The organism is Streptococcus sp. HMSC076C09, from assembly GCF_001837905.1.
Taxonomy (GTDB): Bacteria; Bacillota; Bacilli; order Lactobacillales; family Streptococcaceae; genus Streptococcus; species Streptococcus parasanguinis_I.
In genome coordinates this window covers 47,922-62,066 of record NZ_KV834627.1, presented here as the reverse complement: position 1 = coordinate 62,066, position 14,145 = coordinate 47,922, and the positions used below count along the sequence as shown (strand labels likewise).

At 43.6% G+C, this 14,145-nt stretch carries 14 protein-coding genes and 1 pseudogene; 13 read left to right on the top strand and 2 right to left on the bottom strand.

Annotated features, from left to right (window positions below):
* Window positions 1–9: 9 nt before the first annotated feature.
* From purF to purH, 5 genes are read left to right on the top strand one after another with little or no spacing between them, the layout of a single operon-like run.
* On the top strand, window positions 10–1,449 hold the full coding sequence (purF, locus tag HMPREF2704_RS02940) for an amidophosphoribosyltransferase (RefSeq protein ID WP_049515038.1): 1,440 nt from the start codon (window positions 10–12) through the stop codon (window positions 1,447–1,449).
* 29 nt (window positions 1,450–1,478) lie between these two features.
* Complete coding sequence (purM, locus tag HMPREF2704_RS02935; protein WP_176745628.1) at window positions 1,479–2,501, top strand: phosphoribosylformylglycinamidine cyclo-ligase; 1,023 nt, start codon at window positions 1,479–1,481, stop codon at window positions 2,499–2,501.
* The gene (gene purN, locus HMPREF2704_RS02930; RefSeq protein WP_070845620.1) at window positions 2,501–3,058 is read left to right on the top strand and encodes a phosphoribosylglycinamide formyltransferase; all 558 of its coding nucleotides are present in this window, start codon (window positions 2,501–2,503) and stop codon (window positions 3,056–3,058) included. The genes purM and purN overlap by 1 nt, the downstream gene beginning before the upstream one ends.
* Entirely contained in the window at window positions 3,055–4,137 is a 1,083-nt protein-coding gene (locus HMPREF2704_RS02925) for a PDDEXK family nuclease (RefSeq protein ID WP_070845618.1), read from the top strand. Before purN ends, HMPREF2704_RS02925 begins: the two co-directional genes overlap by 4 nt.
* On the top strand, window positions 4,130–5,677 hold the full coding sequence (purH, locus tag HMPREF2704_RS02920; RefSeq protein WP_070845616.1) for a bifunctional phosphoribosylaminoimidazolecarboxamide formyltransferase/IMP cyclohydrolase: 1,548 nt from the start codon (window positions 4,130–4,132) through the stop codon (window positions 5,675–5,677). The genes HMPREF2704_RS02925 and purH overlap by 8 nt, the downstream gene beginning before the upstream one ends.
* A gap of 182 nt (window positions 5,678–5,859) precedes the next feature.
* On the opposite strand, the gene HMPREF2704_RS02915 is transcribed toward purH, so the two are convergent.
* On the bottom strand, window positions 5,860–6,402 hold the full coding sequence (locus HMPREF2704_RS02915) for a TetR/AcrR family transcriptional regulator (RefSeq protein WP_024055466.1): 543 nt from the start codon (window positions 6,400–6,402) through the stop codon (window positions 5,860–5,862).
* Between the two features lie 167 nt (window positions 6,403–6,569).
* Here HMPREF2704_RS02915 and HMPREF2704_RS02910 point away from each other — a divergent pair, with 167 nt between their 5' ends.
* Both HMPREF2704_RS02910 and HMPREF2704_RS11665 read left to right on the top strand, forming a co-directional pair.
* Window positions 6,570–7,079: an HXXEE domain-containing protein gene (locus HMPREF2704_RS02910; RefSeq protein ID WP_049498785.1), complete on the top strand. Its 510-nt coding sequence runs from the start codon at window positions 6,570–6,572 to the stop codon at window positions 7,077–7,079.
* Between the two features lie 56 nt (window positions 7,080–7,135).
* Window positions 7,136–7,213: pseudogene (locus tag HMPREF2704_RS11665) on the top strand (IMP cyclohydrolase); the annotation flags it as partial.
* Window positions 7,214–7,269: 56 nt separating this feature from the next.
* Here the strand turns inward: HMPREF2704_RS11665 and HMPREF2704_RS02905 are convergent.
* Window positions 7,270–8,289, bottom strand: coding sequence for a GBS Bsp-like repeat-containing protein (locus tag HMPREF2704_RS02905; protein WP_070845614.1), 1,020 nt, complete (start codon window positions 8,287–8,289; stop codon window positions 7,270–7,272).
* Between the two features lie 182 nt (window positions 8,290–8,471).
* Between HMPREF2704_RS02905 and purD the strand changes: the two genes are divergently transcribed.
* From purD to purB, 6 genes are all read left to right on the top strand, one after another.
* Window positions 8,472–9,737 carry a phosphoribosylamine--glycine ligase gene (gene purD / locus HMPREF2704_RS02900; protein ID WP_070845612.1) on the top strand — a complete coding sequence of 422 codons (1,266 nt, stop codon included), beginning with the start codon at window positions 8,472–8,474 and terminating at the stop codon, window positions 9,735–9,737.
* A gap of 235 nt (window positions 9,738–9,972) precedes the next feature.
* Entirely contained in the window at window positions 9,973–10,461 is a 489-nt protein-coding gene (gene purE, locus HMPREF2704_RS02895; RefSeq protein ID WP_003015335.1) for a 5-(carboxyamino)imidazole ribonucleotide mutase, read from the top strand.
* The gene (gene purK, locus HMPREF2704_RS02890) at window positions 10,448–11,539 is read left to right on the top strand and encodes a 5-(carboxyamino)imidazole ribonucleotide synthase (RefSeq protein ID WP_070845610.1); all 1,092 of its coding nucleotides are present in this window, start codon (window positions 10,448–10,450) and stop codon (window positions 11,537–11,539) included. The genes purE and purK overlap by 14 nt, the downstream gene beginning before the upstream one ends.
* Window positions 11,540–12,490, top strand: coding sequence for a ketopantoate reductase family protein (locus HMPREF2704_RS02885; protein ID WP_070845608.1), 951 nt, complete (start codon window positions 11,540–11,542; stop codon window positions 12,488–12,490). It begins immediately after the preceding gene.
* 8 nt (window positions 12,491–12,498) lie between these two features.
* Window positions 12,499–12,726, top strand: coding sequence for a phosphoribosylaminoimidazole carboxylase (locus HMPREF2704_RS02880; protein ID WP_070845605.1), 228 nt, complete (start codon window positions 12,499–12,501; stop codon window positions 12,724–12,726).
* A gap of 55 nt (window positions 12,727–12,781) precedes the next feature.
* Window positions 12,782–14,080, top strand: coding sequence for an adenylosuccinate lyase (gene purB, locus HMPREF2704_RS02875; protein WP_070845603.1), 1,299 nt, complete (start codon window positions 12,782–12,784; stop codon window positions 14,078–14,080).
* Window positions 14,081–14,145 lie beyond the last annotated feature (65 nt).

The following is a 14,145-nucleotide window of genomic DNA, read 5'->3' as shown; positions in this document are numbered from 1 at the left end:
GTATACAAAATGACATACGAAGTTAAATCTCTTAATGAAGAATGTGGTATTTTTGGGATCTGGGGACACCCAGATGCTGCAAAACTGACTTATTTCGGATTACACAGTCTTCAACACCGTGGTCAAGAAGGGGCAGGGATCCTTTCGAATGATGCGGGTCAATTAAAACGGTATCGTGACACGGGGCTTCTCTCAGAAGTATTTCGAAATCCTGCTAACTTGGATAAGTTAACAGGAACGGGAGCGATTGGCCATGTTCGCTATGCGACAGCTGGGGAAGCTTCGGTGGATAACATCCAACCCTTCCTCTTTCGCTTTCATGATACCCAGTTTGGACTGGCTCACAATGGGAATTTGACCAATGCCAAGTCCCTTAAACGGGAGTTGGAAAATAACGGAGCGATCTTTAGCTCAACTTCTGATTCAGAAATCTTGGCCCACTTGATTCGTCGGAGCCACAACCCTTCTTTCATGGGTAAGGTGAAAGAAGCCCTGAATACGGTGAAAGGTGGATTTGCTTACCTTCTCATGCTGGAAGATAAGCTGATTGCGGCCTTGGATCCAAATGGTTTCCGTCCTCTTTCGATTGGGAAAATGGCCAATGGCGCTATCGTAGTTTCCTCTGAAACCTGTGCCTTTGAAGTGGTTGGTGCTGAGTGGATCCGCGATGTGAATCCAGGTGAAGTCGTGATCATCGATGATAACGGCATCACTTACGATAACTATACAACGGACACCCAATTGGCTGTTTGTTCGATGGAGTATATCTACTTTGCCCGCCCGGACTCCAATATTCAAGGGGTCAATGTCCATACAGCTCGTAAACGTATGGGGGCTCAATTGGCACGTGAATTTAAACATGAAGCAGATATTGTGGTCGGTGTACCTAACTCCTCACTTAGTGCAGCTATGGGATTTGCGGAAGAATCTGGCCTACCAAATGAAATGGGCTTGATTAAAAACCAATACACCCAACGGACTTTTATCCAACCAACACAAGAATTGCGTGAGCAAGGGGTTCGTATGAAGCTCTCTGCCGTATCCGGTGTCGTGAAAGGCAAACGGGTTGTCATGATCGATGATTCTATCGTACGTGGGACGACCTCGCGTCGTATCGTTAATTTGCTAAAAGAAGCAGGGGCAACAGAGGTTCACGTAGCAATCGGTAGTCCAGCTCTGGCTTATCCATGTTTCTACGGGATCGATATTCAAACACGTAAGGAATTGATTGCTGCCAATCATACAGTAGAGGAAACACGCGATATCATTGGTGCAGATAGCTTGACGTATTTGTCAATCGATGGCTTGATTGATTCTATTGGAATCGATACAGATGCCCCAAATGGCGGTCTTTGTGTGGCTTACTTTGATGGAAAATATCCAACACCTTTGTATGACTACGAAGAACGCTATGTGGAAAGTTTGAAAGAACATACTTCTTTCTATTAAGATTAGTGCAGAAGAAAAAAGAGGAAAAAATTATGTCTAAAAATGCTTATGCCCAATCGGGTGTGGACGTTGAAGCAGGTTATGAAGTTGTTGAACGGATCAAAAAACACGTGGCTCGTACGGAACGTGCAGGTGTTATGGGAGCTCTCGGTGGCTTCGGTGGTATGTTCGATCTTTCAAAAACAGGTGTCAAAGAGCCTGTTTTGATCTCAGGTACAGATGGTGTCGGTACTAAACTCATGCTTGCTATTAAGTACGACAAACACGATACCATCGGTCAAGATTGTGTCGCTATGTGTGTTAACGATATCATCGCCGCAGGTGCGGAGCCCCTTTACTTCCTTGACTATATTGCAACTGGTAAAAATGAACCAGCTAAATTAGAGCAAGTCGTTGCTGGTGTTGCAGAAGGTTGTGTGCAGGCTGGTGCAGCCCTTATCGGTGGAGAAACGGCTGAAATGCCTGGTATGTATGGTGAAGATGACTATGATTTGGCTGGGTTTGCTGTCGGTGTTGCAGAAAAATCTCAAATCATTGAAGGTTCAAAAGTAGCTGAAGGGGATGTGATTCTTGGACTTGCTTCAAGCGGTATCCACTCAAATGGTTACTCACTTGTTCGTCGTGTCTTTGCGGATTACACAGGTGAAGAAGTTCTTCTAGAATTGGAAGGGAAGAAACTTAAAGACGTTCTTTTGGAACCAACTCGTATCTACGTCAAAGCAGCTTTGCCACTCATCAAAGAAGAATTGGTCAACGGAATTGCCCACATCACAGGTGGTGGTTTCATCGAAAATGTACCACGGATGTTCTCAGATGACTTGGCTGCTGAAATTGACGAAAGCAAAGTCCCAGTTCTTCCAATTTTCAAAGCTCTTGAAAAATATGGCCAAATTAAACATGAAGAAATGTTTGAAATCTTCAACATGGGGATTGGTCTCATGCTTGCAGTGAAACCAGAAAATGTGGAACGTGTCAAAGAACTTCTTGACGAACCTGTTTATGAAATTGGTCGTATTGTGAAGAAAGATGGCGCAAGTGTGGTGATTAAATAATGGCTAAAAAAATTGCTGTTTTTGCTTCCGGAAACGGCTCGAACTTTCAGGTGATTGCGGAACAATTTCCAGTAGAATTTGTCTTTTCAGATCACCGGGATGCCTATGTCTTAGAACGTGCCAAGAACCTTGGTGTAGCTAGTCATGCCTTTGAACTCAAGGAATTTGATAATAAAGCAGCTTATGAAGAAGCTATCGTCAAACTCTTGGATGAGCACCAGATTGACTTGGTTTGCTTGGCGGGTTATATGAAGATTGTTGGCCCAACCTTGTTAGCAGCTTATGAAGGCCGTATCATCAATATTCACCCGGCATATCTCCCTGAATTTCCAGGTGCTCATGGCATTGAGGATGCTTGGAATGCAGGCGTTGCTGAGAGCGGTGTGACCATTCACTGGGTGGATTCTGGTGTTGATACCGGTAAGGTTATCAAACAGATCCGTGTGCCACGCCTTGAAGGGGATACCCTTGATACTTTCGAGACTCGCATCCACGAAACAGAGTACAAGCTCTATCCAGAAGTGTTGGAACGTTTGGGAGTAGAGAGGAAATTATGAAAAAATCACAAGCCAAAGGATATTTATTAGAAATTGTACTGGCTAAGTTATTAAAAGTTAACGGATATGATTTAGTAACGAGTACCGATAATGAGATTGTAAATTTACCTAGGAATGGTTTAAATGTCAAGGGAAGAGGTGGTTATCATCAATTTGACTCTTTAGGAACGTTCCGTATCACGCCACCATTTGTATATCCTATACGTTTATTTTTAGAGGCTAAATTTTATACAAATAATAAGGTAGGTATAGATAGAGTTAGAATGGGAATAGGTATTCTACAAGATGTAAATACTAATTATTCCACAGTTGAGATGACAAGTGAAGAGTTAAAGCTACCTAAATATAATTATAATTATGCTATTTTTTCTACATCAGGATTTACAGATGATGCTCAAAGATTGGCCATAGCTCATAAGATTTATTTAATGGATTTATCATCTGGCTATTACAATTGGATTAGAGATTTTATAAATCAAATTGTAGATAGATTGTTTGACATTAACGGGATTCGTGGTGAAGATATTAGCGGCGATATTTTTAATGGTTTCAAAGAGGATTTTTCTAGGTGGATTAATAATTTAAGTTATAATATACCTTATAGATGGTTTGATTTCGATATTCAACAATCAGTTGTGAATGAATTTGTAAACCAAATGCAAAATGTTAGAAGTATTTATATAGCGAGTACAAAGAGTTCACAAATTATAGCACTGGTACCTAATGATGATGAAGACTTTCGTGAGTCGCTACGTAGAAACCCACATCAAGAAGTAACTATCACATGGAATGAAAATGAGAATGATGTATGGATAGTTAGACCAACTGGAAATTATGATCGATATAGACTTACATTTCAATTGCCATCTGTTATTCGAGAGTATATTTTCGATAACTCAGCAAATCAGTATGAGAGTGCTTATGACGAAAAAATAAGAAGTTTTGGGATGCTATCATTTATTGCTTATCTTGATGGGGTAAATCCTACTTTGTGCACACTAAAATTTAACAAAGAAGAAACTAGAATATTGGTAGACCGCTATAATCAACAGTTTAGATTGGAGAATCAAAATGACTAAACGCGCACTAATTAGTGTTTCAGACAAAGCGGGCATTGTTGAATTTGCCCAAGAACTCAAAAAACTCGGTTGGGACATCATCTCAACAGGTGGTACCAAGGTTGCCCTTGACAATGCTGGGGTAGATACCATTGCTATCGACGATGTGACTGGTTTCCCAGAAATGATGGACGGTCGTGTGAAGACCCTCCACCCAAATATCCATGGTGGCCTCCTCGCTCGTCGTGACCTCGATAGCCACCTGGAGGCTGCTAAGGACAACAAGATTGAATTGATTGACCTTGTTGTGGTCAACCTTTACCCATTCAAGGAAACCATTCTTAAACCAGATGTGACTTACGCTGATGCGGTTGAAAACATCGATATTGGTGGTCCATCAATGCTTCGTTCAGCAGCTAAAAACCATGCTAGCGTGACAGTTGTTGTAGACCCTGCTGACTATGCTGTTGTTCTTGATGAATTGTCATCAAACGGCGAAACCTCTTACGAAACTCGCCAACGTCTGGCAGCAAAAGTCTTCCGCCACACAGCAGCCTATGATGCTTTAATCGCAGAATACTTCACAGCTCAAGTGGGTGAAAGTAAACCTGAAAAACTTACTTTGACTTATGATCTCAAGCAAGCCATGCGTTACGGGGAAAACCCTCAACAAGACGCAGACTTCTACCAAAAGGCCTTGCCAACGGATTACTCCATTGCATCCGCTAAACAGCTGAACGGTAAAGAATTATCCTTCAACAATATCCGTGACGCTGATGCCGCTATCCGGATCATCCGTGATTTCAAAGACCGTCCAACCGTTGTGGCTCTCAAACACATGAACCCATGTGGGATTGGTCAAGCAGATGATATCGAGACTGCTTGGGACTATGCGTATGAGTCTGATCCAGTATCCATCTTTGGTGGAATCGTGGTTCTCAACCGTGAAGTAGACGCTGCGACAGCTCAAAAAATGCACGGTGTCTTCCTTGAAATCATCATTGCACCAAGCTATACAGATGAAGCGCTTGAAATCTTGACTACCAAGAAGAAAAACTTGCGGATTCTTGAGCTACCGTTTGATGCTCAAGATGCCAGTGAAGCAGAAGCAGAATACACTGGTGTTGTTGGTGGTCTCCTCGTTCAAAACCAAGACGTCGTCAAAGAAAGCCTAGCTGACTGGCAAGTGGTTACGAAACGCCAACCAACTGAGACAGAAGCGACAGCTCTTGAGTTTGCTTGGAAAGCGATCAAGTACGTCAAATCAAATGGGATCATCGTGACCAACGACCACATGACACTTGGTGTTGGCCCTGGTCAAACCAACCGTGTGGCTTCAGTCCGCATCGCTATTGACCAAGCTAAAGACCGTCTTGACGGCGCTGTTCTTGCTTCCGATGCCTTCTTCCCATTTGCGGATAACGTGGAAGAAATTGCGAAAGCAGGGATTAAAGCGATCATCCAGCCGGGTGGATCAGTCCGTGACCAAGAGTCAATTGAAGCGGCTGATAAATATGGCTTGACTATGATCTTCACAGGAGTGAGACATTTTAGACATTGATGGGTATTTTAAAATTAGCTCATTATCAACTGTGATAAAGGATTTATCGCTAACAAAAAGAGAAGACGTAAGTTGTCTTCTCTTTTTGTATGTTTAAAACAATAAGCATTTTAGTGTTAGAAATTATTAAAATGATTTGTTAGAGCTGTTCATGACTAATCTCGAAAAACTCAGTTTCTCACTTAACTATTTTTTATACGTTTTATGGTGTTTAAGGTTGTTGTGACTAGCTCGTTAATAGGCATGGCTTTATAATCTCCTTTTAACCATTCATCAAAAATATTGTAGAGACCGCCGGTAATGAATCTAATATCATAGTTGATTTGTCTTTGATCACTATTTGTGATGTGCCAAGGTGCCATGACAGTGGTATAAGTAGCAGGAAGCTTATCGTAAGACCTTTGCAAGATAAGCACGAGTAAGTTTGCGTCTTGCAAAATTTTTAATGGCTCAGTGTACTGGCTCCAATACTGAAAGAAAAGGTTCACTAAATCTTCAAAATTAGTCAGTTTTGCTGTTTGAAGTTCGATAATATAGTATTGGATTAAGCGGTCTAAATAGTTCGTAAGAACTTCCTCTTTTGAATGGTAATAACGATAAAATGTTCGTCTGGCAATCTGAGCATGCTCGCTGAGTTCAGCAATGCTGATATTTTGGAGAGACTTCTTAGTTGCTAATAAATCGAACAAGGCTTCCTCCAGCCATTGTCGCGTTTGATATTCCATGGTATTTTTCCTTTCCTGTCACACTTTTGGTCAAACTGTGCCAATATCTCTTAACCTCTTGTTTTTGTAACAGTTTATCTTTATACTAAAAGTGTTGCGCGTGATATATGATTATCATTTATTCTTAACATTGTACAATTGTTAGTTGTTATTAAGGAGGTAAAGGTATGAGCATTCTTTTTAATGTTTGGATGCTGCCTATTTTATTTATTTTACATGATTTTGAAGAAATAATTTTTATGCCCTTGTGGAAAACACGGCATCATCAAAAGTTAGAAACTTTTAAGAAACCGTTCTTTGGTTCCGTTACGCAAGGTTCCGCTTTTGCAGTAGGTGTGTTCGAAGAATTTATCATCCTGGTGTTTATTTCTGGATTCTGCCAAATAACTCACAACAGTTTACTCTATTTATCTTTTGTAATAGCTTATACAGCTCATTTCATAATCCATTATATCATGTGCCTGCAATTTGGGGGCTATGTTCCTGGAGTCGTCACGGTAACCCTAGAATTGCCAATGGTTCTAATGATTATTTCCCACTATTGGCCTTCTGACATTTCTTTGTTATCAGTCGTTGTCTATCTTTTATTGGCCATGGTAATAGCTTTTACGAATCTTAAAATCATGCATCTCATCATGCCAAAAATTCAAACACATCTAGAAAAATACGCGAAATGAAAAACGATTAAATGAGAGCTACTTTTTAACCTTTCTGATATAACTGGTTAATGAGCAACCAAGAATCTATCGAAGCGGCTGATAAATACGGCTTGACCATGATCTTCACAGGAGTGAGACATTTTAGACATTAATCAACAAAAAAGGCACCATCCATTGATGCGTGCCTTTTTTGTTGGTTAAGAAGACCTTAATCTGGGTAGATGTAGGTGACGGTTCCCCAGATAGGGTTGGTCGGATCGAACCAACCGCGGAAGTTGTCGATATAGCGATGGCCGTTGTAGTTAGCCTCTTGGATCTGAATTTTTTGGTCATGTTCGACGTCCGTAACCAAGGCGACATGGCCATATCCCCCATTGTCCCAACAGGCGATAGCGCCGACCTCTGGAGTGTCTCCTGTCCGGAATCCAGCAGCGCGTGCACTAGCTGCCCACATGCCACCGTTTCCCCACCAGTTGTGGGCCCAAGGGGCTAATTCTTTGGCTCCCCAGGTGCACTCACCAATGGGGTAGGTATTTCCCGGGTGTGTCGCGAGTGGAGTGAGCTTTGGCTTTGCCTTTTCCACTTGAAAAGTAGTGGGGAATAGCCCTTTTAGTTGTCCTTGGCTTTTCTGATAGACATGTAGGTGAAATAGCCCATTTCCCTTGTGTTTTTGAGCCTGAAAGCGCAGTTGGAAATGTCCAGGTGCAATCTTCTTTGCGGGATACCAGACCAGATCATCCTGCCCGTTTTCTTCTGACCAGATGGGGAAGACAATCTCGTCAACGTCTTCGAACAACTTTAGATCTACCTCAAATTCTTGTGAGGAGATAGGTGTGATCGTGATTTTTGGCTGGGAAGAAGCCAGGTCCTTTTGCTGGACGCTGGTCGTGAGAGGGTAAAGGCCGGTTAGCTGTTCATTTGCCTCCACTCCATAGACATGGACATGATAACGTCCGGCTTGATCAGAATGGTTGGTCAATGGCACTTGTAGGTCAAATCCCTTGTCACTGCGTTCCACAGGATACCAAATCAGGTCATCTTGGCCATTTTGGTCAGACCAGACGGGAACTTGGATCTTTTGATACTTATCCGGGACGTTTTCGAGATGAATCATCAGCTGCCCTTTTTCGGCATAGATAGCATTGGTCGCTTGATCTGCATGAGCAATAGAGGCTTGCATCCCCCATGTCGCACAAGTCAGTACGACAAATTTTTTAATCGTTTGCATAATACTCCTTTTCGTCAATTAGTAGGTCTCACCTATACTATTCGGAAAAAAATGAGAAATAGGAGAAAATAGCAAAAAATGTTTGGATTCTACTGAAAATAGGAGACTTTTGCTGAAATCATTAGAATAAAACGAACGATTATGATATAATTTAATAAAATAATTCGCAAAAGAGGTTCGAGATGAAACTTTTGGTTGTTGGTTCTGGTGGTCGTGAACATGCGATTGCCAAGAAATTATTGGAGTCTAAGGACGTTGAGCAAGTTTTCGTGGCTCCTGGTAATGACGGGATGACATTGGACGGTCTTGATTTGATCAATATCGGAATTTCCGAACATTCTAAGCTGATTGACTTCGCAAAAGTCAACGATATTGCTTGGACCTTTATCGGTCCAGATGATGCCCTTGCAGCTGGTATCGTGGATGATTTCAATGCGGCTGGACTCAAAGCCTTTGGTCCGACCAAGGCTGCGGCTGAGCTTGAGTGGTCTAAGGATTTTGCTAAGGAAATCATGGTCAAATACGACGTTCCGACAGCAGCCTATGGGACTTTTTCAGATTTCGAGGAAGCCAAGGCCTACATCGAAGAAAAAGGCGCTCCAATCGTCGTCAAGGCAGACGGCTTGGCCCTAGGGAAAGGTGTCGTCGTTGCGGAAACAGTTGAGCAAGCCATCGAAGCCGCTCACGAGATGCTTTTGGACAATAAATTCGGTGATTCAGGTGCGCGTGTGGTTATCGAGGAATTCCTTGACGGAGAAGAGTTTTCACTCTTTGCCTTTGTCAATGGGGACAAGTTCTTCATCATGCCAACAGCTCAGGACCACAAACGTGCCTACGATGGTGACAAGGGTCCTAACACTGGTGGGATGGGTGCCTATGCGCCAGTTCCTCACTTGCCACAGAGCGTGGTTGACACAGCGGTTGACACTATTGTCAAGCCAGTTCTTAAAGGCATGATTAAAGAAGGACGTCCCTACCTTGGTGTCCTTTACGCGGGGCTAATCTTGACAGCTGATGGACCGAAAGTCATCGAGTTCAACGCTCGTTTTGGAGACCCTGAAACGCAAATTATCTTGCCTCGTTTGACATCTGACTTTGCACAAAACATCACTGACATTTTGGATGGCAAAGAGCCGGCCATCACTTGGACGGACAAGGGGGTGACACTGGGCGTGGTTGTAGCTTCAAACGGCTACCCACTCGCTTATGAGAAGGGTGTCAAACTTCCAGCCAAGACAGAGGGCGACATCATCACTTACTATGCTGGAGCGAAATTCGCTGAAAATGGCCAAGACCTCCTCTCAAACGGCGGACGTGTCTACATGCTGGTCACAACCGCAGACACCGTCAAAGACGGCCAAAACATTATCTACAAGGAACTCGATAAACAAAACACAGAAGGCCTCTTCTACCGAAATGACATTGGAAGCAAAGCGATAAAAGATTAACAGATACTATATTTGTCAATGGCGAGCGAAAGTGAGCCAAAGTAAGATAATGGTCGCTTAATTTGCGAGCGTTAGCGAGCTAGTATAGGATAATCGTCGCAGTAGTGGAACTCCTAGTAGCAGAGCTACTAGGAGCGGAAAACTGGAGACTCAGGCTCCAGTTTTAGTAATGGAACGCCACAGGCGGTCGCTTACGTCCGCACTACAATAGACGATTATCAAAAAAGGAGAATAAATGAAACCAGTAATTTCCATTATCATGGGCTCAAAATCCGACTGGGCAACCATGCAAAAAGCCGCTGAAGTCCTAGACAACTTCGGCGTTGCTTACGAAAAGAAAGTTGTTTCCGCACACCGTACACCGGACCTCATGTTCAAACATGCCGAGGAAGCACGTAGCCGTGGCATCAAGGTCATCATCGCAGGTGCGGGTGGCGCTGCTCACTTGCCAGGGATGGTCGCAGCTAAAACAACCCTTCCAGTTATTGGCGTACCCGTCAAGTCACGTGCCCTTAGCGGTGTGGATTCGCTCTATTCTATCGTTCAGATGCCGGGTGGCGTGCCTGTGGCAACAATGGCCATTGGTGAAGCAGGTGCGACCAACGCTGCCCTCTTTGCCCTCCGTCTTCTTTCAGTAGAGGACCAGGCTATTGCGACAGCTTTGGCGGATTTCGCAGAAGAACAGGGAAAAATCGCAGAGGAGTCTACAAATGAGCTCAACTAAAACCATTGGGATCATCGGTGGTGGCCAGCTCGGTCAGATGATGGCGATCTCAGCTATCTACATGGGACACAAGGTTATCGCCTTGGATCCAGCAGCTGATTGCCCAGCCTCCCGTGTAGCGGAAATCATCGTGGCCCCTTACGACGACGTAGATGCTCTTCGTCAGTTGGCAGACCGCTGTGATGTTCTCACTTATGAATTTGAAAATGTGGATGCTGATGGTTTGGATGCTGTTATCAAAGATGGTCAGCTTCCTCAAGGGACCGACCTGCTTCGCATCTCCCAAAATCGCATTTTTGAGAAGGACTTTCTTTCCAACAAAGCACAAGTCACTGTGGCCCCTTACAAGGTCGTAACTTCTAGCAAAGACTTGGCAGATATCGACTTCTCGAAAAACTATGTCCTCAAGACAGCGACCGGTGGTTATGATGGCCATGGTCAGAAGGTCATTCGTTCAGAAGCGGACTTGGAAGAAGCCTATGCTTTAGCCGATTCAGCAGACTGTGTTTTAGAAGAGTTTGTCAACTTTGACCTTGAGATTTCAGTCATCGTGTCTGGAAATGGCAAGGATGTGACAGTCTTCCCAGTTCAAGAAAATATCCACCGCAACAATATTCTTTCAAAAACCATTGTGCCTGCTCGCATTTCAGAAAGTCTAGCTGAAAAAGCCAAAGCGATGGCAGTGCGAATCGCAGAACAACTGAACCTTTCTGGTACACTTTGTGTAGAAATGTTTGCGACAGCTGATGACATCATTGTCAACGAAATTGCGCCTCGCCCACACAATTCAGGTCACTACTCAATTGAAGCTTGCGACTTCTCCCAGTTTGACACGCACATCTTGGGTGTTCTCGGAACACCACTCCCAGCAATTCACCTTCATGCACCAGCTGTAATGCTCAATGTTCTCGGCCAACACGTCGAGGCTGCTGAAACATATGTGACAGAAAATCCAAGCGCTCACCTCCACTTATATGGTAAACTAGAAGCAAAGCATAACCGCAAAATGGGACATGTGACTTTGTTTAGTGATGTGCCAGATGAGGTTGAGGAGTTTGGGAAAGGGATTGATTTTTAAGTGAAAATAGCGATTCTAGGACTTGGAGTCATCGGGACCACTTATGCCTACGCCTTTCAAAAAGCAGGCCATCAAGTAGAGCACGTACTGAGAGATAGTAAGAAAAGCACTGCTCCGAAGGAGTTGTCGGTTGATCTGCTAGATGGTCGCTATCATTCCAAAGGTGAAAATAAACACGACACCTATGAGGTTCATGTGGCGGAAGCTGATTCGGAATACGATTTTATTTTTCTGAGTGTGCGTCATGGGCTTGTCAAAGAAGCTGTGGAGACCTTGCGAAAAAATAATATTAAAGGTACCCTCGTTTTCTTTTGTAATTTCTGGGATACTCGAAAAGAGGTCCAAGAGTGGGCAGGAGACTATGACTATATTCTAGCCTTTCCGACAGCGGGCGGTCACATGCAAGAGGACCATTTGGATGGTGTCTTGTTTGACCATTTAATGCTAGAAGGTGAGCAAAAAGCACACATTTCTAACTATGCTGATCTGACGGCTTTACTGACTTCTGCAGATTTGAAGTGGGAAGTGCCTCATGATATGGTCGAGTGGATTTGGATTCACATGGCGATTAACGCAGGTGTTACTTCGACAGCTGCGCGTTCTGGAAATCTGGAAAATCCAGAAGAATTGGCTTTGAACTTGATGAATAGTTCATCGGAATTATCATTGGCCATCAAGGCTATTCGAGAAGCTTTGAAAGTTGTAGAAGCGCGTGGTGTGAATTTGAAGCTTTACAAGGCAGAACTCTTACCCTACAAAATTCCAGCTTGGATAGCTGGCAAAGCCATGAAAGTCATGTTTGCGAAAAATGAGCTAACTCGAAAAATCATGACCTTACACAATGATAAACAGGACATCTTCTATTGTTGTCAAAGTGTTTATCAGACTGGTCAGGAGTTAGGTGTCAAGATGCCTATTCTGGAAGCAAATATGAAGGGCATTTCGATTTAGGAGGTTTTATGATTCAACTCATTGTCAACGCATTTGTCGAAAAAGAGAAGACTGGAGCAGTCGTCGAAGTCTTGTATGCTAGTAGCGATCACGAAAAAGTGAAAGCTAAGTATGAAGAGTTAGTTGTACGATACCCTGAAAACTATTTAGCCATCTATGATCTACCGTTAGATACGGATTTGAATACACTCGATCACTATCCATCTGTGTGGATTGGGAAAGAAGAATTTGAATAAAGCGACTGTTGGTTGCTAACAGATGTGATACATCAAAAGAAAGGAAAATAAAACAATGATCGAACGTTACTCTCGCCCTGAAATGGCGAACATTTGGACTGAAGAAAATAAATACCGTGCTTGGCTTGAGGTGGAAATCTTGGCTGACGAAGCATGGGCTGAATTGGGAGAAATCCCTAAGGAAGATGTGGCTTTGATTCGTGAAAAAGCGGACTTTGACATCGACCGTATTTTGGAAATCGAGCAGGAGACTCGTCACGATGTGGTGGCCTTCACACGTGCGGTTTCTGAAACGCTTGGTGAAGAGCGCAAGTGGGTTCACTATGGTTTGACATCTACTGACGTGGTCGATACGGCCTATGGTTACCTCTACAAACAAGCCAACGACATCATCCGCAAGGACCTTGAAAACTTCCTCAACATCATCGCTGACAAAGCGAAAGAGCACAAGTTCACTATCATGATGGGTCGTACCCACGGTGTGCATGCTGAGCCGACAACTTTTGGTCTTAAATTGGCCACTTGGTACAGCGAAATGAAACGCAACATTGAGCGTTTCGAGCATGCGGCTGCTGGTGTGGAAGCTGGTAAGATTTCTGGTGCGGTTGGTAACTTTGCCAACATCCCACCATTCGTTGAAAAATACGTCTGCGATAAATTGGGTATCCGTGCTCAAGAAATCTCTACACAGGTCCTTCCTCGTGACCTTCACGCTGAGTACTTTGCAGTTCTTGCGAGCATCGCAACTTCGATCGAGCGGATGGCGACTGAAATCCGTGGTCTGCAAAAATCAGAACAACGGGAAGTGGAAGAGTTCTTTGCTAAAGGTCAAAAAGGTTCTTCAGCAATGCCGCACAAACGTAACCCAATCGGTTCTGAAAACATGACAGGTCTTGCGCGTGTCATCCGTGGTCACATGGTCACAGCTTACGAAAATGTGTCACTCTGGCATGAGCGTGATATCTCTCACTCATCAGCTGAGCGGATCATCGCACCAGACACAACCATCTTGATTGACTACATGCTCAACCGTTTCGGAAACATCGTTAAGAACTTGACAGTCTTCCCAGAAAACATGATCCGCAACATGAATTCTACATTTGGTTTGATCTTTAGCCAACGTGCCATGTTGACTTTGATTGAAAAAGGGATGACACGTGAGCAAGCTTACGACCTTGTTCAGCCAAAGACTGCCCAATCATGGGATAACCAAGTAGACTTCAAACCACTTCTTGAAGCAGATCCAGAAGTAACTTCACGTCTCACTCAAGAAGAAATCGACGAAATCTTCAACCCAACATACTACACCAAACGGGTGGATGAAATCTTCGAACGCATCGGTTTGGGTGACTAATCGCAACGAAAAAGGGAATTTGAAAAATAGACGAAAGAGGCTGGGACAAAAGTCCTAGCCTCTCA